The sequence below is a fragment of the Pseudomonas sp. LB1P83 genome (genome assembly GCF_054897885.1).
Window position 1 is genome coordinate 3143114 of sequence record NZ_CM142709.1, and the last position, 24176, is coordinate 3167289.

The 24176-nt window shown below is 60.2% G+C and carries 22 protein-coding genes; 9 read left to right on the top strand and 13 right to left on the bottom strand.

Annotation, left to right across the window (positions count from 1 at the left end; translation table 11 throughout):
* Positions 1-63 precede the first annotated feature (63 nt).
* The 4 genes from ACYZTY_RS14445 (at position 64) to ACYZTY_RS14460 (ending at position 6918) form a co-directional block, all read left to right on the top strand.
* Entirely contained in the window at positions 64-1650 is a 1587-nt protein-coding gene (locus ACYZTY_RS14445; RefSeq protein WP_461959073.1) for an arylsulfatase, read from the top strand.
* A 266-nt stretch (positions 1651-1916) separates the two neighbouring features.
* Positions 1917-4433 carry a fused MFS/spermidine synthase gene (locus ACYZTY_RS14450; RefSeq protein WP_461959074.1) on the top strand — a complete coding sequence of 839 codons (2517 nt, stop codon included), beginning with the start codon at positions 1917-1919 and terminating at the stop codon, positions 4431-4433.
* A gap of 119 nt (positions 4434-4552) precedes the next feature.
* Entirely contained in the window at positions 4553-5926 is a 1374-nt protein-coding gene (locus tag ACYZTY_RS14455; RefSeq protein WP_461959075.1) for a J domain-containing protein, read from the top strand.
* Positions 5923-6918: a DUF3829 domain-containing protein gene (locus ACYZTY_RS14460; protein ID WP_461959076.1), complete on the top strand. Its 996-nt coding sequence runs from the start codon at positions 5923-5925 to the stop codon at positions 6916-6918. Before ACYZTY_RS14455 ends, ACYZTY_RS14460 begins: the two co-directional genes overlap by 4 nt.
* Positions 6919-7053: 135 nt before the next feature.
* Here the strand turns inward: ACYZTY_RS14460 and ACYZTY_RS14465 are convergent, their stop codons facing one another.
* Positions 7054-7725 carry a DUF3313 domain-containing protein gene (locus tag ACYZTY_RS14465; protein WP_461959077.1) on the bottom strand — a complete coding sequence of 224 codons (672 nt, stop codon included), beginning with the start codon at positions 7723-7725 and terminating at the stop codon, positions 7054-7056.
* Positions 7726-7939: 214 nt separating this feature from the next.
* Between ACYZTY_RS14465 and ACYZTY_RS14470 the strand changes: the two genes are divergently transcribed.
* Together ACYZTY_RS14470 and ACYZTY_RS14475 are read left to right on the top strand one after the other, a co-directional pair.
* On the top strand, positions 7940-10294 hold the full coding sequence (locus tag ACYZTY_RS14470) for a tetratricopeptide repeat protein (protein ID WP_461959078.1): 2355 nt from the start codon (positions 7940-7942) through the stop codon (positions 10292-10294).
* A gap of 54 nt (positions 10295-10348) precedes the next feature.
* On the top strand, positions 10349-10483 hold the full coding sequence (locus tag ACYZTY_RS14475) for a hypothetical protein (protein ID WP_461959079.1): 135 nt from the start codon (positions 10349-10351) through the stop codon (positions 10481-10483).
* On the opposite strand, the gene ACYZTY_RS14480 is transcribed toward ACYZTY_RS14475, so the two are convergent.
* The 3 genes from ACYZTY_RS14480 to ACYZTY_RS14490 form a co-directional block, all read right to left on the bottom strand.
* Positions 10461-11429, bottom strand: coding sequence for a hypothetical protein (locus tag ACYZTY_RS14480; protein WP_461959080.1), 969 nt, complete (start codon positions 11427-11429; stop codon positions 10461-10463). The two genes, ACYZTY_RS14475 and ACYZTY_RS14480, sit on opposite strands and share 23 nt — an antisense overlap.
* A gap of 260 nt (positions 11430-11689) precedes the next feature.
* Positions 11690-12169 (bottom strand): DUF934 domain-containing protein, encoded by a 480-nt coding sequence (locus ACYZTY_RS14485; RefSeq protein ID WP_461959081.1) that lies wholly within the window; start codon positions 12167-12169, stop codon positions 11690-11692.
* Entirely contained in the window at positions 12166-13839 is a 1674-nt protein-coding gene (locus tag ACYZTY_RS14490) for a nitrite/sulfite reductase (protein ID WP_461959082.1), read from the bottom strand. Before ACYZTY_RS14490 ends, ACYZTY_RS14485 begins: the two co-directional genes overlap by 4 nt.
* Positions 13840-14152: 313 nt before the next feature.
* On the opposite strand from ACYZTY_RS14490, the gene ccoN reads away from it, so the two are divergent.
* Together ccoN and ACYZTY_RS14500 are read left to right on the top strand one after the other, a co-directional pair.
* Positions 14153-15580 carry a cytochrome-c oxidase, cbb3-type subunit I gene (ccoN, locus tag ACYZTY_RS14495; protein WP_461959083.1) on the top strand — a complete coding sequence of 476 codons (1428 nt, stop codon included), beginning with the start codon at positions 14153-14155 and terminating at the stop codon, positions 15578-15580.
* A gap of 15 nt (positions 15581-15595) precedes the next feature.
* Positions 15596-15817 (top strand): cbb3-type cytochrome c oxidase subunit 3, encoded by a 222-nt coding sequence (locus tag ACYZTY_RS14500; RefSeq protein ID WP_461959084.1) that lies wholly within the window; start codon positions 15596-15598, stop codon positions 15815-15817.
* A gap of 129 nt (positions 15818-15946) precedes the next feature.
* Here the strand turns inward: ACYZTY_RS14500 and ACYZTY_RS14505 are convergent, their stop codons facing one another.
* Complete coding sequence (locus tag ACYZTY_RS14505; RefSeq protein ID WP_461959085.1) at positions 15947-16441, bottom strand: hypothetical protein; 495 nt, start codon at positions 16439-16441, stop codon at positions 15947-15949.
* A gap of 279 nt (positions 16442-16720) precedes the next feature.
* Here ACYZTY_RS14505 and ACYZTY_RS14510 point away from each other — a divergent pair, with 279 nt between their 5' ends.
* On the top strand, positions 16721-17413 hold the full coding sequence (locus ACYZTY_RS14510) for an aspartate/glutamate racemase family protein (protein WP_461959086.1): 693 nt from the start codon (positions 16721-16723) through the stop codon (positions 17411-17413).
* A 1-nt stretch (position 17414) separates the two neighbouring features.
* Here the strand turns inward: ACYZTY_RS14510 and ACYZTY_RS14515 are convergent, their stop codons facing one another.
* From ACYZTY_RS14515 to ACYZTY_RS14550, 8 genes are all read right to left on the bottom strand, one after another.
* Positions 17415-17936, bottom strand: coding sequence for a GNAT family N-acetyltransferase (locus ACYZTY_RS14515; protein WP_461959087.1), 522 nt, complete (start codon positions 17934-17936; stop codon positions 17415-17417).
* A gap of 201 nt (positions 17937-18137) precedes the next feature.
* A complete protein-coding gene (locus tag ACYZTY_RS14520; protein WP_461959088.1) occupies positions 18138-19118 on the bottom strand; it encodes a LysR substrate-binding domain-containing protein in 981 nt (326 codons plus the stop codon).
* A 90-nt stretch (positions 19119-19208) separates the two neighbouring features.
* Entirely contained in the window at positions 19209-20156 is a 948-nt protein-coding gene (locus ACYZTY_RS14525; protein WP_461959089.1) for a peptidylprolyl isomerase, read from the bottom strand.
* Complete coding sequence (locus tag ACYZTY_RS14530) at positions 20153-20632, bottom strand: YbjN domain-containing protein (protein ID WP_461959090.1); 480 nt, start codon at positions 20630-20632, stop codon at positions 20153-20155. The genes ACYZTY_RS14525 and ACYZTY_RS14530 overlap by 4 nt, the downstream gene beginning before the upstream one ends.
* A gap of 20 nt (positions 20633-20652) precedes the next feature.
* Complete coding sequence (locus ACYZTY_RS14535) at positions 20653-21282, bottom strand: DNA repair protein (RefSeq protein ID WP_461959091.1); 630 nt, start codon at positions 21280-21282, stop codon at positions 20653-20655.
* A gap of 17 nt (positions 21283-21299) precedes the next feature.
* Entirely contained in the window at positions 21300-23000 is a 1701-nt protein-coding gene (locus ACYZTY_RS14540) for a putative porin (RefSeq protein WP_461959092.1), read from the bottom strand.
* A 39-nt stretch (positions 23001-23039) separates the two neighbouring features.
* Positions 23040-23744 (bottom strand): energy transducer TonB, encoded by a 705-nt coding sequence (locus ACYZTY_RS14545; protein WP_461959093.1) that lies wholly within the window; start codon positions 23742-23744, stop codon positions 23040-23042.
* 2 nt (positions 23745-23746) lie between these two features.
* Positions 23747-24172 carry an ExbD/TolR family protein gene (locus ACYZTY_RS14550; RefSeq protein ID WP_461959094.1) on the bottom strand — a complete coding sequence of 142 codons (426 nt, stop codon included), beginning with the start codon at positions 24170-24172 and terminating at the stop codon, positions 23747-23749.
* Positions 24173-24176 lie beyond the last annotated feature (4 nt).

Here is a 24176-nt window from a genome sequence, read left to right on the forward strand (position 1 = left end):
CGCAGGACTGCAATAAACGTTTGTCGCGCTTGAGCGACGCAAGTGAGCAAAGGAGCAAGTCAGATGACTCGCATACGCAAGTGGCTACCGAAACTCGCCTTGGTGGCAGCCTCGGTCATGGCGATTTCGGCAACAGCCGGGGCCGCTGAAAAACCCAACATTCTGGTGATCTTCGGCGATGACATCGGACAGACCAACATCAGTGCCTATTCCATGGGCGTGGTCGGCTACAAGACGCCGAACATCGACCGGATTGCCAAGGAAGGCATGATGTTCACCGACTATTACGCGGAGAACAGCTGCACGGCCGGACGCTCCTCGTTCATTACCGGTCAGACGCCGCTGCGTACGGGCCTGTCGAAAGTCGGCATTCCGGGTGCGCCGGTCGGCCTGCAAAAACGTGACATCACTATCGCCCAGGCGCTCAAGTCTCAGGGCTACGCAACGGGTCAGTTCGGCAAAAACCACCTGGGCGACCGAGACGAGTACCTGCCGACCAACCACGGTTTCGACGAGTTCTTCGGCAACCTCTATCACCTCAACGCTGAGGAAGAACCTGAACGGCCGTACTGGCCGAAGGATGATGCCGAGTTCGTCAAAGCCAACTCTCCGCGCGGCGTAATCCACAGCTTTGCCGACGGCAAGATCGAAGACACCGGCGCGCTGACTGCCAAGCGCATGGAAACCATCGACGACGAAACCACGGCCGCTGCGCAAGCCTTCATCGAGAAACAGGCGAAGGCGGACAAACCGTTCTTCGTCTGGATGAACACCACCCGCATGCACCTGTTCACCCACGTGCGCGAATCGATGAAGGGCCAGAGCGGCATGCCCGGCAACGAATATGCGGACGGCATGCTGGAGCACGACGGCGACGTCGGCAAACTGCTGAAAACCCTCGATGACCTGAAAATCACCGACAACACCATCGTCGTCTACACCACCGACAACGGGCCGAACCAGTTCTCCTGGCCGGACGCGGCGACCACGCCGTTCCGCAACGAGAAGAACTCCAACTGGGAAGGCGCTTATCGGGTTCCGGCGATGATTCGCTGGCCAGGCAAGGTCAAGGCCGGTGAAGTCTCCAACGAGATGTTCTCGGGTATGGACTGGTTCCCGACCCTGCTCGCGGCGGCTGGCGATGCGCAAGTCAAAGACAAGCTGCTCAAAGGCTGGGCGCCGACTTCTGGCGGCAACAACTTCAAAGTGCACCTGGACGGCTACAACCAACTGCCTTACCTGACCGGCCAACAGCCTAAAGGCGAGCGCAAGGAGTTCTACTACTTCAACGATGACGGCGTGCTGGTGTCGATGCGTTTCGACAACTGGAAAGCCGTATTCTGCGAACAACGGGCACCAGGCGGCTTCAAGGTCTGGAGCGAACCGTTCGTATGCCTGCGAGTGCCGAAGATCCTCAACCTGAGGATGGACCCGTATGAACGCGCCGACGTGGTCTCCGATCAGTATTACGATTGGGCAACCAAAAACGTCTACCTGGCAAGCGTTGCGGTCGGAAAATCAGCGGCGTTCCTGCAGACGTTCATCGAGTATCCGCCAAGCCAGAAACCGGCCAGCTTCAGCATTGACCAGATCCGTGCTGCGGTGGATGCGAAGATCGCGGAAAAAATGAAAAATCAGCCTGCACAGTAAAACCGTTTGACTGCCGCTCGCCCTCACCGGCGAGCGGCCCTATTTCGGTGAACACATTCCCTGTAGCAGCTGCCGAAGGCTGCGTCCGGCTGCGCAGCAGTCGTAAACCCGAGCGACTGGTTGTGCCAGACATATTGCGGCGCATGATTGACGAGGACTTCGTCCTCGAACGTCCGAACGCGGCCCGAGCCTTCGGCAGCTGCTACAAGGGTTTGTGTTTACCGACGAAACATATCCATTTCAGGTTCAGCACAAGGCAATCCGCAATGTCCTCACGTGTCGCCAGCAAGTCGTCGGCCCTACCCGCCCCCCAAGCCGCCGCGTCCCCGGCGCTGCTGATCCCCGCGCTGTTGCTGTTCGTCTCCGGCGCCGCCGCGCTGGTGTATCAGGTGCTGTGGATCAAGCAGTTGTCGCTGGTGGTCGGCGTCGAGGTGTATGCGATCACCACCGGCATCAGTGCGTTTTTTGCCGGGCTGGCCTTGGGCGGCTTGCTGTTCGGGCGTTGGGCGGATCGCTTGCAGCGGCCGGTGTTGTTGTATGCCGGGCTGGAAGTGTTGGTAGCCGTGCTGGGTGTCGGCGCGACCTTCGCCATGAGCCTCGCCGCCAGCCCCTTCGCCTGGCTGGAACAGCACATTGGCCTGGCAGCGTGGGTATTGCCGTTTGCGCTGGTCGGTATTCCGGCGCTGCTGATGGGCGGCACCCTGCCGGTGCTGGTTCGCTCATTGGCCGCTGATCCGCAACAATCGGGCAAGGCTGGCGGCCAACTCTATGCCGCGAACACCGCCGGGGCGATTGCCGGCACCCTGCTCGCCGCGTTCGTGCTGATCGCCACCCTCGGCGTGCGCGGAAGCGCCTTGGTAGCGGCGATGCTGAACTTGCTGGCTGCAGCGGGTGCGCTGTGGTTTCAACGCCAGCGCCTGGCACCGATCGATGCCCCGGTGAAACATTCGGCAGCGAAAGCCCCGGATCGCCTGGCGCTGTGGCTGTACTCCGTTGCCGGCGGTGTGGCGCTGGGTTACGAAGTGGTCTGGTCACAGTCCATCGTGCAATTCATGAGCACCCGCACCTACGCCTTTGCCGTGGTGCTGGCGACGTACCTCACCGGGCTGTTCCTGGGCAGCGCATTGCTGGCTCGCCGGGTTGATCGCATTCGCGATCCCTGGGGCGTGTTCGGCTTGTTGATTGCCGGAGCCGGCCTGATTGCATTGCTGGAAGTCGCCTTTCTCGGACGCTGGCTGGTGTTTTTGCAATCCCAGGCCGAAACCCTTGCGCTGGCCATGGGCGGCAGCGAACTGCTGGGCATGAGCGCACGGTTTGCCGTGGCGGCGCTGAGCATCGTGTTCGTGCCGACGCTGCTGCTGGGCGCTGCCTTTCCACTGGCTTTGCGCCTGAGCGTCGGCCGTGAGCGAGTTGGCCGGGATGTCGGCGCCGTGGTTGCGTTCAACACCTTGGGCGGGATCATCGGGGTGATGCTCTGCGGATTCCTGCTGATCCCGTTGCTGGGGTTGGTGCGCACCTTGGGGCTATTGGCGATTGTTGCTGCGGGGATAGGCTATCTCGCGGTGCGCAAGGGCCATCACGTGAAGAAAGGCCGGCGTCAGGCGGTGGTTGCCATCGCCCTGTTGTCGATTGTGGTGGCGGTTTTTACCCCGGTGAGCAAGCTCGCCAACCTGCTGCCCGGTGCACGCAACGGTACGCTGGCGTTCTACGAAGAAGGACGCGGCGGGACCGTGGCCGTGGTCACTCAGGGCAAGGGACAAAAGATGTTCCAGCGTCTATATATCCAGGGCGTTTCCAACACCGGTGACGCCATGCCATCGCTGCGCTACATGCGCATCCAGGCCCTGTTGCCGCTGCTGATCCATAACGGCGAACCACGCTCGGCGCTGGTCATCGGTTTTGGCACGGGCATCACCGCGGGCGCCCTGACCCGATATCCAGGGCTTGAACATCGCGTCGTCGCGGAATTGCTGCCTTCGGTAGTGAAAGCTGCGCCATTGTTCAAGGGTAATTTCAATGCCGCTACCGATCCGGCAGTCGACGTCCGCCTGCGTGATGGTCGTCAGGAACTGCTGCGCAGCGCGCAGCTTTACGACCTGATCACCCTCGAACCGCCTCCGCCCTCCGCTGCCGGCGTGGTGAATCTGTATTCGCGAGACTTCTACCAGTTGGCCGCCAGCCGCCTTGAGAAAAAAGGCCTGGTCGCCCAATGGCTGCCGTTGCCGACCCAGAACATCGACGATTCGCGCTCGCTGGTGCGCAGCTTCCTCGATGTGTTCCCCTACGCGACGCTGTGGACCAGCGAATTCCACGAAATGCTGCTGGTGGGCTCGATGGAACCGATCGAACTGGATGTCGGGAAAATCAGCCAGCGCTTCCAGCAAGACACCGTGCGCAGCACCCTGCAGGACGTCGGCATCGGTTCGGCCGCCGCCTTGTTGGCGACCTGGGTGACCGATCGCGCCGGGCTGGAGCGTTTCGCTGGCGATGCACTGCCTGTGACCGACGATCAACCGCGCATCGAATACGCACCGTGGGTGCGCGCCAAGGAAATCAGTCGCGTGTTGCCGGCCTTGCTCGACTTGCGTCAGCCGCCGTTGTTGTTGAATACCGACGCAGGGTTCATCGAGCGCATGAACGTCCATCAGCAGCGACTGATGCAGTTCTATCGGGCAAGCCTGCACGCCTATGACGGTGACCGGGACGCCTGGGCCAGGGACATCCGCGAAGTGATGCGCGGCGATGGCGGCAATCCGTATTACCGCTGGTTTGTCGGCGACTGAAGGTAAGACCAGGGGACTTTTCGACGCGAAACCGGTAGGGTGCGCAAAATCAAATTGCCACCACCCCCCGGTTTCAGGGAAGTTGTCGCGTCGCGGGTTTTCATGGAGTTGCACACGCAATGAGTTGCTGGACCATCCTTGGCCTCCCGGCCGATGCCGATACGCGCAGTATCAAACGCCAATACGCAACCCTGCTCAAACAGACGCGCCCGGATGAAGACCCTGAGGGCTTTCAGCGTTTGCGTGAGGCTTATGAACACGCGCTGAGCATCAAAGAATGGGAGCACTTGCGCGAGGATGACTCAAGCGACGATACCTCGTGGGACCTGACCGGACTGTCGGTCGTTGAAGTCGACACGCTGCAACTGGTCACCCGTTCGCTGGACGGTGTCAGCCGTGTCGAGCTCGAACGACGTCATGCCATCGCCGTCGAACATGGCGCGGTGGATGTCATGGAAGATGCCGTGCTAAGGCATTGCGTCGAACACTTCGAAACCTCCGAAACACTGCTCGAATGGGCGATGGAAACCTTTCGCTGGTTCAGTCTCTGGCAGCGACTGGAACTGGACGAAGAGCTAATCGTAGAGCTGTCGCAACAGCGCAAGCGCTTGGCCGAGCGTCGTGAAGCACCGATATTTCTGGCCCGGCAACAGCTGCTGGCCACGCAACCTGCCGCCACGCCGGAGCATCGCGCCGCCCACTTGCTGTTGGCGCCGAGCACATTCAGTCAGCGCCGCGCCCTGGCCCGTCGCTTGCGCGACGAAGACTGGGTGCAATGCCGCAACCTGAGTTCTGCGTTGTACGCCAACCACCCGGACATCTGCGCCAATCTGCCGGGCGGCACACCGTTCTTTTGGCGTGACTGGGAATACATCCACGACAATTGGCCGATGTACCTGGGAATTGTCCTCGCCTGTCTGGTCGGCTCCTTTGTTCAATTCGCGCCGTTGGGCACGCGTCTGGGCGGATTGATCGGCGTCGCTGTGTTCTGGTCGGTGATCTTCGCGGTCGCCGGTTGGGTACTCGACTGGCTGACGGGGCGCGTCGCCCATCGTTTTTGGTTGCTGGACGATCGATTGAGTGTGCGCCTTTCGCCCTCGCTCAAGCCCCTGCCGTTTGGAGTGCTGCGCGACTTGATTCCCTGCATTGCAATGGCGGTGGGCATTGGCAACGTGTATGGCTTGGTCGGCAGCATCGTTTACGTCACCACACTGGCGAGTGTCGGACTTATACGCCGGTGGGAGGTCAACCCGCACGTTTCCTGGCAACACGCCAGCCTCTTGCTCAAGCGCTGCCTGATGGGTGCGGGCATTTTGGTGCTGGTGTTAATACTCGGCGTGTTCAAAGTGATCTCAAGCCAAGGTACGGTCAACCGCAACCAAGGCCTGCAACAGTGGGCCGAACGCTTGTGCAGCCGCATGCCCGTCACCGCCAGCGAATGCAACGCACCGGCCACCGTTGAGCAGTGGTACGGCCAGGAGAAACAGCCATGAACCCGAAATGGCTGTTCCCGGTGGCGACCATCGTGATGCTGATCCTGATGGGGCTGGCCGGCTCTTCGAAATTCATCGCCCGCATCGACTTGTGGCTGGATCAACACGACGCACCGCTCACCGCGCAGGCCAATGCCCTGAGCCCGGTGATCGACTGCATCAACCGGGTCGATGTGCATTGGCGGGTGGCCTACGAACTGTACAAATCGCCAAAACAACCCGCGGAACCGGTGCTGGACTGGATCACCAACCAGCATGATTTCGACGACAACGGTGCCAGTGACGCGCCCGGCATCCAACGGGATATCTGTTCGCCGACAATCAGCGAAAAACTCAAACTGCTGAAATACGACCCAGCGCTGGTGTTGAAAGCCGATGCCTACGCCCAGGCATTACAGCAAGTGACGCCCCTTACGCAGCAAATCACCTTTTACCGACAGGCGCGTTTTTCGACCGCCATCAGTGAGGTGCAGCCCGCCTTTGCCGATCAATTCAGATCCAGGGCCGAGGACTACCTCACGGCGTCAACGTTACTGAGACAGCAGGTTGAATCGCTGGACCTTGAACAACGGCGCGAGCAACTCAATCTGATCGAAGCACGTCTGGGCAAGGACATTCACTGGTATTTGCTGGCTTACATGATCCAGGCCAGAGACACGCTGAACCTTGTCACCGAGGGCGTGAAAAATCGAACCCTGACGCCGCAGGCACTGGCTAAAACCACCGCTGAACTGCAATTGGCCTGGGATTACCGGCAGCAGTTTATCCAACATCAATTGCCGGAAACGCAAAAACGCAACGAAGTACCCGGTTATCTCTGGTCGCACATTGCCAGGCCGACGAAGAAGTATCTGACCGCGTTGAACACCTTGCACAAGGATTGGCAGAACAAAGCCGAACCGCAGCGATTGAGCGATGATTTTTATGCGGTGACGCGTGGTTATGATTCGCTGATCAGTCATTACAACCAGTTGGCGCGGGCTGAGTATTGAGTGATGTGTTGTTCTTGAGGCCGCCTTCGCGGGCGAGCCTCGCTCCTACAGGATCAGGTCGTTCATAAAATTGACGAACGACTCAATACCGTAGGAGCGAGGCTTGCTCGCGATGGTGCCATCAGCTCCAACACATCACTTGGACTTAAGCTTCAGATACGACTGATGCAAATCCGACGCCCAACCATCAATCACGCCTTTCACGTCATCGGCCTTCATCACCTGAGACTCGTTTTCCAGTGGCTTGCCGGTGCCCTTGCGCACGACCTGGGCCAAAACGTGATTGTTGGCGCCATCGAGGAACACCGCTTCGGTGGCCAGATCGGTCTCCTGATCACGAATACCACTGGCCGTGCTCACCGCCGCAGCCACCAGTGCAATCGGGATCACTTCATAAGGTTTCAACCCTTCCGTCTTGCTGCTCACCGCCGTAATCGCGGCACGCACCACAATCACGCCCGGGCCGGGACCTGCGGCCAGAGGCAAGGATTTACCAATTTCACGCTTCAGTGCCTGGTCGTAGTAACCGGTGATGCCGTTGAGGGTAGCCTGGGGGATTTTCACGGTCGGTTGCGGCTTGGGATAGAGCTGGGTCGGCTCAATGTAGACACTGGTGTATTGACTGATGTCGAGTTTCGGATCGATCCAGCGCATCACCGTTGCGCCCGATGGCGACTTGGCTTCCTTGAGCTGGCTATAGTCCTTGAGAAAGCCTGAATACTGGTCCGGCTCAACGACTTTGCTGGCGCAACCCACCACCCCGATCGAGGCGATGCACAACGTGCCCATCATTAACGCTAGCTTCATGCTGTAACTCCTGTCAGAAGGCCGACAACGGTATTGCATAGGGGAATTACAGGTATAGCCAACACACAGCGTTTCGTATTCAAAAAGCACAATATTCATCTAACGCGCGGGCTCGCTCACAACGGTCATTTGACAGACGCCGATCATCCGGCAAAGCTGCACCGAGCTTGAACGCGCGCCTGACGGCAAACGCACCTGGACTACGGAAGTCGCAATGCCGAACCCTAAAAATAAAGCAGCCACCCCAAACCCTGATTCGCCACCGACCCTGATTCACCGTTACCTGTTTCCCGTCACCATCGGCGTATTGCTGGTGGCCGTGGCGGCGATCGGCTGGTTTCTGTTTAGCAGCACGCCAGCGCCGATCAAACCCGTGCCCGTCAGCACCCCGACCGTTCAGCCGGCCAAACCGCAACCGGTCGTTGTGGCACCGGCGAAAATGGTCGACGAGCAACAATGCCAGGGCTGCCACAGCGAACAGATGAAGGATTGGCAAGGCTCCCATCACCAATTGGCGATGCAGGAAGCCAACGCCGAGACAATGTTGGGCGACTTCAATAACGTCACGTTCAAAGCGGAAAACGAAACCACCCGTTTCTCGCGCAAGGACGGCGGGTTCTGGGTCACCACGCCCGGTATTGACGGCAAGAATGCCGACTTCAAAGTGGCCTACACCTTTGGCATCGCGCCGTTGCAGCAATACCTGATCGAGGTTGGCGAAGGTCGCTTGCAAGCATTGGGTGTGGCCTGGGATACCGAGAAAAACCGCTGGTTCCACCTCTATCCGGGCCAGGGCGTGAACTTCAAGAACCCGCTGCACTGGAGCAAGCCGAGCCAGAATGCCAACTTCATGTGCGTCGAGTGCCACACCACCGGCTTCAAGCGTAATTTCGATGCGGCGAAAAACACCTTCGACAGTCAATGGAACAGCCTCGGTGTCGGTTGTCAGGCGTGCCACGGTCCTGCGTCCAATCACCTGGAATGGACGGCGAAAAAAGGCGATCTGATTCATGCCGGTTTTGCGGTCGACCTCAAGGACAAGGACGCTACGGTCGAAATCGAAACCTGTGCCCGCTGCCATTCGCGCCGCGCACCACTGGACGACGGCTTCACCGTTGGCAAACGTTTGATGGACGACTATCTGCCGAGTCCCCTCACCCGCGAGTTGTATGCGCTGGACGGCAAGATCAAGGATGAAGTGTTCGAGCACGGCTCCTTCGCCCAAAGCAAAATGTTCGACAAAGGCGTGCGTTGCAGCAACTGCCACAACCCCCACAGCACCGAACTCAAGGCCCCGGGCAACGGCGTTTGCCTGCAATGCCACAACACCGCGGGCAAGACCTCGGTGGCAGGCGTCGACGGCAAGGGTTTGCAAGCGAAGAACTACGACTCCATCGAACACACCCGCCACACCATGGGCCAGCCCGGCTCGCAATGCGTGGATTGCCACATGCCCGGCAAGTTCTACATGGGCAACGACTTCCGGCATGACCACAGCTTCAGTATTCCCAACCCGGAACGGGCGAAAAAGCTTGGCACCCCGGACGCCTGCCTGACCTGTCACCAGGGCAACGCCGGCGACAAGGTCACCGAGCAATTCAAGCTGTGGAACACTGCCAGCACCGCGCAGGCGCCACGTTATGATGAAAGCCTGTGGCTGATTCGCAACGGTCAGCCCGGCGCCGCGCAAGCCTTGTATGAGCAACTGCAGCGCAACAACTTGCCAGCGATTCAGCGTGCAACGTTGCTGGCAGAGTTGCCGCTGTACCCGAGCGAGCAGGCCTTGAAACTCGCGACCAAGGACTTGAGCCACCCGGCACCGCAAGTGCGTGAAAGCGCGGTGCGGGCGATCAGCGCGTTCCTGCCGCCACCGGAGCGTGCGCCGCTGCTGACGCCGTTGCTGGGCGATCCGGTGAAGGCTGTGCGGATCGTTGCGGCCCGGGATCTGCTGAGCGTGGCCCGCAATGGCTTGGGCAATGCCCAGGCGAACTGGAATGCGGCGATTGCCGAGTACGAAGCGGTGCAGATCAGTCTGGCCGAGCGCGCCGAGGCCAACCTCAACCTGGCGATGCTCTATCAGGCCAGCGGTCGCAATGGCGAAGTCGAATCGCTGCTGCGTACTGCGCTCAAGCGTGATCCCGATTTCTACCCGGCGCTGGTGACGCTGGTGCAATGGCTGGAAGCCAATGGACGCGTTCAAGAGGCGCAGACACGGTTGGCGCAGAGCCTGAAAGAACACCCGGACGCCGCCCTGTTGCAACACACCCAAGGCTTGTCGCTGGTGCGTGCGGGCAAATCCGCCCAGGCCATGCCGGCCCTGCGCAAAGCCGCGCAACTGGAACCGCAGAACGCCCAATACGGCTACGTGCTGGCCGTGGCGTTGCACGACAGCGGCAAGGTCGATGAGGCTTGCGAAGAGCTGGAGCGGTTGTTGAAAGTGCAGCCCGCCAATCGCAATGCGCGGTTGTCGCTGATTCAGTACTACCTGGATAACGGGCAGGAACCGAAGGCGCAGGTGCTGTTGCAAGGCTGGAAGAAAATGAACATGGGGGATCCGGCGTTGAAATGAGGCTTTGTAGCAGCTGCCGAGCAGCGCGAGGCTGCGTTCGGCGACGAAGTCGTCGTGAAATCAGACCGCGCGGTGCATCAGGATGACCGCATTCGCAGGTTTTACGACGACTTCGTCGCCGAACGCAGCCTCGCGCTGCTCGGCAGCTGCTACTCGAACCGTGGAATTACCAAGATGAGCCGCTTTTAAGCGCCATCTCCCGCCGACTGTTCGCCCGCATCGCCTTGATCAGCGACACCGTGCCCACCAGGATAATCACCCCGGCGAACAGGAAGTCGATGGTGTACAGCTGGAAGTCCTTCACCGGCCCCACCAGCAAGACCCGAATCGCGCCGATACCCACCAGCGTGGCGAGAAAATCGATCCCCGGTTCATCGCGATAGAACACGTGCAGCAGCGGCAGGCACAGCACCAGTAGCGACAGCAGCACGATCACCTTGAACGAGCCTTTGCGCTCGACGCTGAACGCGCACTCGTGGGCGCCATAGGCCTTGTAGTCTTCATCGCGGATCATCGAGTTGCGTTCGTTGATGTAGTCGACTCGGTTGTACTTCTGGATCGGCGTGAAGGTGTTCGACATCTCCATCAGGGTGGTGATGTTTTTGAACCTCAGGTCGATGCGCTCGTTGCCCTTGAGGTAATACAGCACCGGTTTGTAGCCATAGCGGTAGGTATCGAAGGGAAAATCCGTGGCCCGGCCCTGCACCCCGATGGGCCTTGGCTCGAGTTCGGCGTAGGCGCTTTTGCTGGCCGATGCGAGGTTGCGGCTCAGCGGCTGGATCTTGACCTGCTCAAGGAAAATCGGCGTGACGCCGTACGACCACTGCAAGGGTTCCAGACGCAGGCGCAGTTCGTTGCGGCCCAGGTCGTAGCGGTTGAAGGTGCGTTCGGACACCACTACGGCACCGCTGAGCATGAACTCGCCGCGCACCGTGTTGGTGATGCGCAGCGTCAGTTGATCCTTGCCCAGCGCAGCAGCATCGCTGGCCGGTGGCGTGCCGCACCAGGCCGTACTGTCGAAGGCGCCGCCCAACTGGCCGTCGCGGTTTTCCTTGAACACATAAAAGTAACTGGCCCACAGCGCCACAATCAGCAACAGCGCAATCAGCCCCAAAATCTTTTTGCCCACGCTCAAACCAGACTCCTTTCTTGACTGACTCCCTTTCGAATGCGGACTCTACCAAAATGCCATCATCGCCCCAAGCAAAAACACAAGAGCGAGCCTGTAGCAGCTGTCGAGCCTGCGAGGCTGCGTTCGGCGACGAAGTCGTCGTAAACCCTGCAAACGCGGTTTTCCTGTAAACCGCATCGCTTGATTTCACGACGACTTCGTCGCCGAACGCAGCCTCGCAGGCTCGACAGCTGCTACAAAAAAGCAGCGTTGGGGCTTGTGTGTCAGCGTCGTCTGAACAACGGCCGAGGTTCAATCACCGAACGCCCGTACAACACACTCATCCCGGCCAATCCCTTCAGCGCGTCCTCAGCGGATTTGTCGTCGCGTACCGCAAAGCTGTCGAAACCGCATTGGCGCATGTGGCTGAGCTGATCGCGCAGCACATCACCGACCGCGCGCAACTCTCCCGTCCAGCCCAACCGAGTGCGCAGCAGGTACGCCTGGCTGTAACCGCGACCGTCGCGAAAACTCGGAAAATCCAGGGCAATCAGCGCCAATGAGTCAAACCACGGTTTGAGGCTTTCCACCTCATCATCCGGCCCCAGCCAGACCGCATGCTGTGCCGGCGCTTCAAGCCAGCGAATCAACGGCAATATCAGCGGCCCGGCCGGTAACTCACCCTCCAGTTCCCGCACCAGCACCCACGGATCGTCAGCCACAACCCGCGGCACACCCTCCTCCAGCCGCAGCAGATTGTTCATGCCGAGACCTCCAGCATCTTGGGATAAACCTGCTCCTTGAACGGCTCTAGACCGATGCGCTGCAAGGTGTCGACGAACAGTTCTTCACTCTCGCGGTAACTGACGAACGTGGCGATGATCCGCTCGATCACCTCGGGCACCTCAGCTGCGCTGAACGATGGGCCGATGACCTTGCCCAGGGCGCTGTTCTTGCCCTGGCTGCCGCCGAGGGTGATCTGGTACCACTCGCTGCCGTTCTTATCGACCCCCAGAATGCCGATGTTGCCGATGTGGTGGTGACCGCAGGCGTTCATGCAGCCGGAGATGTTCAGGCTGATGTCGCCCAGATCATGGAGGTAATCCAGGTCCTCGAAACGGCCTTGGATCGCTTGGGCAATCGGGATGGATTTGGCGTTGGCCAGCGCGCAGAAGTCGCCACCGGGGCACGCGATGATGTCAGTCAGCAAACCGATATTGGCGCAGCCCAGGCCCTGCTCGCAGGCCAGGCACCACAGCGTGTAGAGATCAGCCTTTGGCACATCCGGCAGCACGATGTTCTGTTCATGGGCGATGCGAATCTCACTGAAACCAAACTGCTCGGACCACTCGGCCACGGCCGTCATCTGCTCGGTCGTCACGTCCCCCGGCGGTGAGTCGAAGCCCGGTTTGGTCGACAGCACGACGCTGGTGTAACCCGCGACCTTGTGCGGCTGGACATTGCGTGTGACCCAGCGCGCGAAGGCCGGACTCTCGGCCATTCGCGTGCCGAAATCCAGGTCGGTGTCGGACAGTGATCGGTAGTCGGGGGCCACGAAGGCACTGGCGACACGCTCATATTCGACATCGGTCAACTGCGCCGGACCGTCCTTGAGGTGCTGCCATTCTTCCTCCACTTCCCTCGCGAACGCTTCGATGCCCAAGGCCTTGACCAGAATCTTGATCCGCGCCTTGTATTTGTTGTCGCGTCGACCGTGGCGGTTGTAGACCCGCAGCACCGCCTCGACATAGGACAGCAAATGTTGCCAGGGCAAGCCCTCGCGGATCTGCAAACCAAGAATCGGCGTGCGCCCCAGCCCGCCGCCCACTATGACCCGCAACAGCATCTGTCCGCTGTCATCGCGATAAAGATAGAGTCCAATGTCATGCATCATGATGGCGGCGCGGTCCTGCTCCGCCGAGCAGATGGCGATCTTGAACTTGCGTGGCAGGAACAGGAATTCCGGGTTGATGGTCGACCACTGGCGCAGGATCTCGGCCAGCGGGCGCGGGTCCATCAGCTCGTCCGCCGCCACGCCGGCGAAGGCTTCGGTGGTGATGTTGCGCACGCAGTTGCCGGAGGTCTGGATTGCGTGCATCTCGACCTGGGCCAGGCGTTCGAGAATGTCCGGCACCTGCGCCAGTTCGATCCAGTTGAACTGCATGTTCTGCCGGGTGGTGAAGTGGCCATAACCGCGATCGTAGTCCCGGGCGATGCTCGCCAGCGTGCGCATTTGCCTGGCACTCAGGGTGCCGTAAGGAATCGCCACGCGCAGCATGTAAGCGTGCTTTTGCATGTACAGGCCGTTTTGCAAACGCAACGGCAGGAACTCTTCTTCGCTCAACTCGCCTGTCATGAAACGCTCGACCTGATCGCGAAACTGCGCAACGCGTTCGAAGACCAGGGCCCGGTCATAGTCATCGTACTGATACATGTGGCTACCTCATCAGGGTGGATCGCACGCGCTGCATCCCCTGTAGCAGCTGTCGAGCACCGCGAGGCAGCTGCTACGGGGGTGGCGGTGCTTGTGATGGGGACTATGAACCTGCAGCGCAGTGCGTTACAGATTCACCTGAGTACTAAAAAACCGTATCAGGCTGCGTCAGATCACCGCAGGCAGGCCTTGTATCTGATCCGCATAAACTCAACTTTTCTGAGTCTGTTTTGTTTCCGGCAGGGTTTCTACAGTTGACGCCATGCCAGTCCGGGTGGCCTGGCAAGACTTTGCAACCGTGGAAGCATTGACCATGAGCACAGCAACAATCGGACAGGCCTATAACTACAAGGTCGTCCGCCAATTCGTCGTGGCAACCATCGTATGGGGTGTCGTGGGAATGGCGATGGGGGTATGGATCGCCTCGCAACTGGTGTGGCCCGAGATGAACCTCGACCTGCCGTGGACCACCTTCGGCCGCTTGCGCCCGCTGCACACCAGCCTGGTGATTTTCGGCTTTGCCGGCAGCGCGCAATTCGCCGCCAGTTACTACGCGGTGCAGCGTACGTGTCAGGTGCGGCTGTACTCCGACAAACTGGCCGCGTTCACCTTCTGGGGCTGGCAATCGGTGATTGTGGTGATGCTGATCACACTGCCGCTGGGCTACACCACCACCAAGGAATATGCCGAGATCGAATTCTCCGGCGCGGTGTGGATGACCGTGGTGTGGGTGGCTTACGCCATCGTCTTCTTCACCACTGTGGTGCAGCGCAAGACCAAACATATCTATGTCGGCAACTGGTTCTTTGGCGCGTTCATCTTGGTGATCGCAATGCTGCACGTGGTCAATCACCTGTCGATTCCAGTGGACTGGTTCAAGTCCTACCCGGTGTATTCCGGGGCCACCGACGCGATGGTCCAGTGGTGGTACGGGCACAACGCCGTGGGCTTTTTCCTGACCACCGGGTTCCTCGGGATGATGTATTACTTCGTGCCAAAACAAGTCGGGCGGCCGGTGTATTCCTATCGTCTGTCGATCGTGCATTTCTGGGCGCTGATCACCCTGTACATCTGGGCCGGCCCGCACCACTTGCACTACACCGCATTGCCGGACTGGGCGCAGTCACTGGGGATGGCGATGTCGCTGATCCTGCTGGCGCCGAGCTGGGGCGGAATGATCAACGGCATGATGACGCTCTCGGGGGCCTGGCATAAGTTGCGCACCGACCCGATCCTGCGCTTTCTGGTGCTGTCGCTGGCCTTCTACGGGATGTCGACGTTCGAAGGGCCGATGATGGCGATCAAAACGGTCAACGCCCTCTCCCACTACACCGACTGGACCATCGGCCACGTCCACGCAGGCGCCCTCGGTTGGGTGGCGATGATCACGTTTGGCGCCATCTACCACATGGTCCCGAAAGTCTTCGGCCGCGAGCAGATGTTCAGCACGCCACTGATCAACCTGCACTTCTGGCTGGCGACCATCGGCACGGTGTTGTACATCGCCTCGATGTGGGTCAACGGCATCACCCAAGGGTTGATGTGGCGTGCGATCAATGACGACGGCACGCTGACCTATTCGTTTGTCGAGGCGTTGCAGGCCAGTCATCCAGGGTTCGTGGTGCGCTTTGCCGGCGGCGTGTTCTTCCTCAGCGGGATGTTGCTGATGGCGTACAACACCTGGCGCACCGTGCGGGTTTCGGACGTGGCGATGGCCGAGCTTGAAGCGCAGATTGCCTGAGGCGAGGAGCTAAAGATGACCGAGATTGTGCTGAATCTGTTTGGGGTCGTGGGGTTTTGGCTGGCGATCGAGTATTGCTTGAAACATCAGACGGCTGAGAGCCTAGAGGATGCCAGCCTGATTCCATTTGCCGATGACCCCGAGGTGGCGCGGCGGGTGGAGTTGGCGACGGGCAAGACCGTAAAAGCGGTTGCGCCGGAAGAGGCCAAACCCGGTTGGGGCAACCTCGAAATCTGATCACACCATAAATCCATTGTAGGAGTGAGCCTGCTCGCGATAGCGGTGTTCCAGCCAACATAAATGTTGAATGCTAAACCGCAATCGCGAGCAGGCTCACTCCTACAGGGTTTTGTGTCAGTGCTGAGATCAGCCGCGCTCGCGGGGAATAAGGCTCTGCAACTGCTGCGCCAGGAAATTTGCATCGAACGCAAACGTATCAGGGTCCTTCAAACCATTGGTCTTGCGCCATTGCCAGTTGGTCGACGGTGGCAGGCACACCAGCGAAATGCTGCCATAGCGCGCGGCCGTCAACCCCATCACCGCCAACGAAATCTGACCACCGACACCCATCACATCCGGCACGAACTCCACCGGTTTACCGGCGATGACAATGCCCAGTTTCTCGGTCTTGAACGTCGACGTCTCGACCGGAACGCTCGGCCCTGAAGCGACATACGCCTCGCGACTCACCTCCAGCAGATTCGGCATCTGGACCGGTTCCAGCCATTGCTGGATCTGATCGAACAGTTCACCGATGCGCGTCGTCCACACGGCCGATTGCGACTCAAACACTTGCTTCTTGTGCGCTTCGCTTTCTGCGTAGTGGCGAAGCATTTCGCCCAGTTGCTGTACGTCGTCCATTGCGGTGTTCCTTTGGTTGAAGCGGTGCTGCGGAAATCAATCATGGCAGATGCCAGCCGCCGGCGTACGACAAAGCTGACGTGTGAGCATCTTTTAACGGTGGATGGTAACGACGAGCGGTTACTTTCAGGGGATTATCCCTTGCCCGAAAAAGCACCATGACACTTCAACGCAATATGAGCATTACAGTTGATTTGCCGCTGGTGCCCGCCATCGAACATATGGAAACTCCCTCTCAGGCCTGATCTGTCAGCACAGGCCATAGCCTGAGGAAATCCAATGCGCACCATCGGCCTTATCGGCGGCATGAGCTGGGAGTCCAGCGCCGAGTATTACCGCCTCATCAACCAACAGGTTCGCGACCGGCTCGGGCCGTTGCGTTCGGCGAAATTGCTCATGTACAGCGTCGACTTCGGCCCTGTCGAACAGGCCCAGCATGCGGGTCGCTGGGACGATGCGGCGGCGATTCTGGTGGAGGCGGCGCGACGGTTGGAAGCCGGCGGTGCCGAGTGCGTGGTGCTGTGTACCAACACCATGCACAAGGTGGCCGGGCAGATTCAGGCAGCAATCACTATTCCGTTTTTGCACATCGCCGATCCGACCGCTCAAGCTGCCGTAGATGCCGGTGCACTGAAGGTCGGTTTGCTCGGGACTGCCTTCACCATGGAACAGGACTTTCTCAAGGATCGCCTGAGCGCGATGGGCTTGACGGTTTTGGTGCCGGACGCCAACGAACGCAACGCCGTGCACCGGATCATCTATGACGAGTTGTGCGTCGGGGTGATCAGCGAGGCGTCGCGCAAGGTGTATCAACAGGTCATCGAGTCGCTGACGGTGCGAGGCGCTCAGGCAATTATTCTCGGCTGCACCGAAATCGGCCTGCTGATCAAACCCGGGCACAGCGCCCTGCCCTTGCTCGACACCACCGAACTGCATGCGCAGGCGGCGGTGGCGTTCGCGTTGGGCGACTGAGTCAGTCAGACCTGGGCGTGCGACGCAGGCGCGCCATGCTCAGGGTATCGACCAGGCGGCCATCCCGCACGGCGTAGTCGCGGAACAGGCCTTCGGTTTCGAAGCCGAACTTGCGGTAGAGTTCGATGGCCGCTTCGTTGTCGGCGTACACCGAAAGCTCGACCCTTTGCAGGTTCATCCAGTTGTCGGCGACGTCCAGCGCCGCCGCCAGCAGTTTTGAACCCACACCTTTGCCCTGCCACGCCACCGCGACAGCCATGCCGAGATTGCCGGCGTGGCTGCGGCGGATCCGCGAGAACTGTTCCAGGCCAACGTTGCCGATGACCACGCCCTGATGCAGCGCCACCAGTTTCACCAGTCGCTCGTTATCCGATGCCAGGCGTTGGCGCCAGATCTCGGTGGATTGAAACGGCATTTGCAGCACCTGACGGGTAATGGCCGGGTCGTTGTAGAGCGCGGTGACGCCGTCGATGTGGGATTCGCTGAAGCGTTCGAGGGTGATGGCCGGTTCGGTGGCGGGCATGGGTGACTCATCCTTGATGCAGACATGGCCGCTTACTCTACAACGCAGGCTTGTGATGTGACCAGAAACCGATTGCGGGACAAACCCTGTAGGAGTGAGCCTGCTCCGGGCGGCGTTCCGACGATAGCGGTCTGCCATTCAGCATTGATGTCGTTTGGCACGCCGCTATCGCGAGCAGGCTCACTCCTACAGGGACAGCGTTCAGCCTTCGAACCACTCTCGCCGCTCATTGAAGGTGTTGTGGATCAGCTCGACGATCATTTGCACTTCTGCCTGCCCCGTGGACTCGGCATTGACCGCCATCCACACCTGGCGCTGCATCGGTTGGTCGAACAGGCCCGACAGCGCAATCAGCCCGCGGTCGAACCGGCTCATGTAGTTGGGCAGCAAACCGATGCAGGCGCTGCAACGGATCATCTCCAGCATCAGCTCATAAGAATGCAACTGCACCACGCCGGCCAGGCGCTGATCGACCACACCGTTCCACGGCCGAAAACTCTCGACCTGACGGTCAGGCTGCCATTGCACCAACATGAAGTCGGCCAGGTCATCGAGGCTGTCGGGCCGGGCCGTTACTCGCGAATAACGTTTAGCGATGTGTGGCAGATAATCCAGTCGCGCCAGACGCTGAGGCTCGCTGATGGCGAAACTCGGCCCCGGCAGGGGTGAGTCGATGCCGGCCAGCCACAGCACCACATCGGCACTGATCGCTTGCAGTGAAAGTTCGCTGTCGAGGGAGACGATATCCAGGCGCACGCTGGCATTGCGTCGCAACAGCGAGACCAGATCGCGGCCCAGGATGTCGTGCAGAATCGACTCGGCCACGGCCAACCTGACCAAGGGCTGCTCAATGACCGGCAATTTGCGCTCGTGCACCAGAGCGATCAACTGCGCCTGCAACAGCTGGCCGTCTCGACTGAGGGTCAGCGCACTGCCCTTGAACTTGAACAGCGTTCGTTGCAGCTGATCTTCCAGCTGCGCCAAGTGTTTGCGCAACAGGCTTGCCCGCACATTGAGGCTGCGCGCAGCCTGCATGAAACAGGCACAACGGGCGCTGACCATAAAATATTGCGCCACCTCGGCATCAATTCCCGTTGCCAGCGCCAACCAGGAATCGGACTTCACGCCGGAGGATCGGTAATCGGCTACACCCTGGCGTCCTGTGGGTTCTATAAATGACATCGATGACTCCCTGTCGATCTTTGTTTTTTGAATATTCAGCCCATCCCCTACGGGAGCAAGACAGCTCCCACAGAGGAATGCGCCCGAGCGCTATTGTTTTTCCTCCAGTACCTTGTTCAGCACGGCGCCATCAATGCTCAGCGTTGCGGTATTGAGCATTCCTTCCAGATACGCCTTGGCGATTTGCTCCTGACGCTGGGCCCGCAATGCCTCGGTCAGGCGCTCGCGCACTTCATCCAGGGTGGCGACGCGTGCCGGTTGCTGCTCGGTGAGTTTGATCACATGAAAACCGGCGGCGCTCTGTATCGGCTCCGACACGGCACCCGGCTTGAGTCGCGACACGGCACCGCGCACCTCCGGCACCAGTTGCTGCAACGGTTGCAGACCGGTGTCGCCGCCCTTCTCGGCGCTGGCTCGATCCTGGGAATACTGTGTGGCCAAGGCCGCAAACTCCGCGGGAGCCGCCTGGGCTTTTTTGCTTAACTCCAACGCTTGCTTGCGCACGCCTTCAAGGTTCTGCGCATCGGAAACACCGAGGAAAATCTGGCTGACGCGGTACATCGGCGGCGTCATCCAGCCCGATTTGCCTGCCTCGTAGGCCTGCTGCAATTGCGCGGCACTGGGGTAATCGGCGGGCACTTGGCTGACCGACTGCAAATAATCACGAAAGATGATTTGCTCGGTGGCTGCGCGGGTTTGTCGTTCCACCTCGGGGCGCTGGCTCCAGCCCTGGGCATCGGCCTGTTCAAGCACGGCTTTCTCGGCCAGTCGTGAACGAATCCAGCTTTCCAGCGCAGCGCGATTGGCCCGTAGTTGCTCCCGGGATTCGGGTGGCAATGTGGCGAGTACCGCTTTGAGTTCTTCGGGTGTCACCCTTTGATTGCCCAGGCGCGCCACCGCAGGTTCATTCGTCGTCAGCACGGAGGGCGCAGACTGCTGGGCCGCGACCGGGTCGTTACCCGGTCGCAGTCCCAGTGCCACGGCAACCACCAGCACGGCCAATGCGCTTGCACTGACCACTACCGTACGTTTTTTCACAGGGCTGCGACCTCTTGCACCGACACGCCGGCGGGCTCGGCCTCGGCTTGCATCTGTGCGGCGTTCTGGCTGTACTCGCGCAGATACACGATGAACTCCTGCAGCAAACGATCCCAGAGTTCGAGATTGCCCCGCAGATGATCGGCGCTGACCCCGGCGGCGACCACGACGTCCATTTCCATCACCAGAAACTCGCCTTGTACCGACAACCGGGCAAAACGGCGCGAGGCATTCCAAAGCTCTGCCAGCCCGGCCGGTAATTCGCCCTGCACCCGCAAGGCACAGCTGAACGTGAAGTCGACGTATTGGCCCGGCTCAACCGCCGGGTTGCCGAAGCGCACGGCATAGCCGATGCCCTGACTGGCGCTGAGCAGCTGCACGATGTCGTTTTGTTCGGTCTGGTTGACCCGATAACCGGCCGCTTGCAGGACCTCGGTGAGGGACAGCGGCGATACGTGGGTGGTCAATTGCGTCATGTGATGTTCTTCCCTGGTGATCAGTGAGCGATCGCGGCTTGAGGCGCGTCGAATTGTGTCTTGTAGAGTTCGTCGCCAAAGCCCTGGGCCAATTCTTCGAACTTGACCCTTGCCCCGCCGGCGAACGGCTGGCGAATCTTCATCACTTCGGCGACGTCGATTTTTTCGTAGGCCGCAAGAATCTCTTTGGCCACGCCATACATCTGCTGATTTTTGACTGAACATTGCTGCATTTGTGTGTCACGTTCAGCCAGTTGAACCTGAAGCCTCGCTCGTTCGGCCTCTTTGCCACGGGCCATCACCAACAGTTCTTCGTAAGCCTTCTTGAACTTGCCGATTTGCTCGCTGCTGGCCGCCGCTTGCGCCTGAGCCTGGCTTTGCAGGCTGTCATGCTGGCCGGCCAACTGCTCTGCCACGCCTTTGACCTTGGCCAGGTCGGCCGTCAATTGCTTGATTTGCGCCTGTGCTGCCTTGGCCTCGCCTTGCGCCGCCAGTTGCGCGGCGCTGGCCTGAGCCTGTTGGCTTTGCAAGGCTTGCAGTTGTTGAGTGGTGCTGCGCAACTGAGTGCGCAGACGCTCCTCCATGCCTTCGGCACTCGCGCCCTGAGCCATCATCAGCCCCAGTGCAAGCAGCAGGAATGTTGATTTCATGAAGCCCTCCCTGCGCCTTAGAAGCGCGTGTTGATTTCAAGCTGCAAGACATCGATGTCGAACGGCGCGCCGTACACCGCTTCGGAACTCAACCAGCGACCGGTGGCGACCACGTTCTTGGCCAGGCCGTAGTTGCCGCCCAGGAAGTAGCCCTTGGCGTTGGTGCCGCCCAAGTGGAACGACGAGTCGTTAAAGCCGTCCGGCAATGCGTCGGGCTGGATGTATTTGTAGCCAGCGAAGAAATTCCAGTCGCCCTGCTTCTTCAGCTCCAGTTCGCTGCCGAGGGTGAACTGGACCATCCAGGCATTGGCGCCACTTTCGATATTGCCGTCACTGTCGAGGTTGTTGACGATCTGTCCGGCCGAGCGCTTGCGCATGTCGCCTTCGTCATAGCCGAGGTTGTGGATGTAGTTGCCCTGGCTGCGCAACTTGAAGTCCTGCGGTAAATCGACGTCCCATATCGCGTTCAGGTCCAACAGGTTGAACTCCGAGGCCAGGCCGACGAATTGCGGCTGCGCCGTGGTGGCCGGGTTGAGCGGATTGGGCGTGATGTCGCGCAGCAGGAATACGCTGTTGCCCTTTTGCATGAAGGCCGAGCGCGTGCCATCGGTGTCGCAGCCCGGGGCACCGGCCCACGGTTCGCAAGGGCTGGAGCGTTGGCCTTCGATATCGTCGAAACGGTAGTAAGCCAGTGCACCCTTCAAGCGGTTGCTGCTGTTGATCGCCCATTTGGCGCCAATCTGCGCGCCGTACAGCCACTTGTTGTCGCTCTCTTCCTTGTCGAAGCCGTTACTGCTGCTGGTGTCGTTGGTGTATTCCACCGGGAACGCGCCGACGGTGCCGAATACGCCCCAGTCGCGGTTGAGCTTGTGGTCGAAGATCGCCGCCACACCGTCGAAATTCAGGTCGTTGGAATAGAGCATGTCGGTGGACAGGAAGGGATTGGCAAAGCGCCCGCCGGTCAGGGTCAACTGATCGGACGGTTTCCAGTTCAAGTACCCCTGATCAAGCCAGATGTCTTTCTTGGCTAAACCACCGCCGAGGGTCTGGGTGGTGGACACCGGGTTGTTGTCGGAACCGGTGCCGATGCGAATGCCGGCGGTCCATTCTGGCGAAATCACCGCTTTCATGCCCAGGCGGGCCCGCAGGCGGAACAGGTTTTCGCGGTCTTCGCGGGTGTTGAGCAACGGCGGCAGGTTGGTGCTGCTGTTGGGGTTCACGTCGTAAGGGCCGTTGTTGTTGAGTTTGGCGAAGTCGACGATTTCGTTGCTGTTGGTCCCCGAGTAGTAGCGCGATTCGTCACGCAGGCGAATATCGCCGTCAAAACTGATGCGCGAGATCCAGTCCGGAAAGGTGTTGGGTTGCGCCCAGTTTTCCTGTTTGGCCGTGGCCATGACCTCGGCCTTGACCTGATCGCGGATCTGATCGCGAACCGCCGCCGGCACGTATTGCACCCGTACGTCACCCGGTGCCGCGACCGGACCGGCAGCGACAACGGTGGACGCACTCGCCGCCTGGCGGGCCTGCACTGCTTCGTTCTGGGCCTGGGCGATCAGCGCGTCGGCCTTGTCCTGCTTCAATATGCCCTGCTCGACCAGCAAGCGGATCAGATTGACCGTGGCATTTTCCGAGGGCGCAGGGGCTGCCAACCCGTGGCCGGCCAGGGTCACCAGCACCATGCCGACTGCCAGGGACAATCGATTCACGTTGGAAATCATCTGCACACAACTCCTTTTGGCAACACTTGAAATATTCGGTTAACCCGGACGCCGCCCTTGCAGGGACAGGCGCACAGGCAAAGTCATGGAGGCCGGAGGCCGCTCGGTTAAATGCGGTGCGCTGCGCAGTGCGGCGATCACCTGAGTGTCCACCTCGGGGTTGCCGCTGGACTTCACCAACTCGACCCGGGTGATCTCGCCGACGCTGCTCAGCCAGACATCGGCCTGCAGCGAAAAAGCCAGGTTGCGCAGGTCCGGGTTCTCGCGCAGCAAACGCTGGAAGGTGAACGCCAGAAACTGGCTGTACGTGCCATTGCCCAACCGTCCGCCGCCCGCGCCAGCCATGCCGCCGCCTTTGCCCGCGCCGATGTTGAAGGCGTCGTTGCCGGACTGTGCATCGCCATCCATCTGCATCGGATTGGCCAGATCGTCGACCGGGCTCGGTGGCGCCTCTTCTTCGGGCTTGACCTCCTCAGGCTCGGGCGTCGGTTCGGGCTCGACCATTTTTTCTTCCACGGGCGTCTCGGGTTCCGGTGGTTTTTCCGGCGGCGGCGGTGGCGGTGGCGGCAACGGGATAATCGTCGGCACCTTCGGCGCTTCCCGGCGCACACCGCTCATGTCGTTGGCCCATTGCCAGAGCAACCAGGCAGCCACGGCACCCAGCAGCAGGCCTGCGCCCCATTTCACAAAACGCAGGCGTGAGGGTTTGACGGGCGACGGGCGGATTGGGAGTTGTGCAGTCATGGTCAGCCCTGGGTCGGTTTGCCGGTCACGAGACCGACCTGGGACAGTTCAAGCCGGCGCAACAGGTCCAGCACTTCGATGACTTTCTGGTACTGCACCGTAGCGTCGCCGCGCACAATCACGGGAAAATCGGGGTTCTGCGCCTTCTCGATGCGCAAGCGATCTTCAAGTTCCGCCAGGGTCACCGGGTAGGCATCGAGGAACACCTGCCCGCCGTCGTTGACCGAAATCGCCTTGGTCTTGGCTTCGGACAGCGACACCGAGGCACTGGCCTTGGGCAAGTTGATCTGGATGCCTGAAACCTGCGCCGTGGCGGTGAGGATGAACATCACCAGCACTACCATCAGCACGTCCACCAGGGGCGTGATGTTGATGCTGTCCACCGCGGCGTCATCGTCGTCATCATGGGAGGCATTTACGGAAGCCATGTCG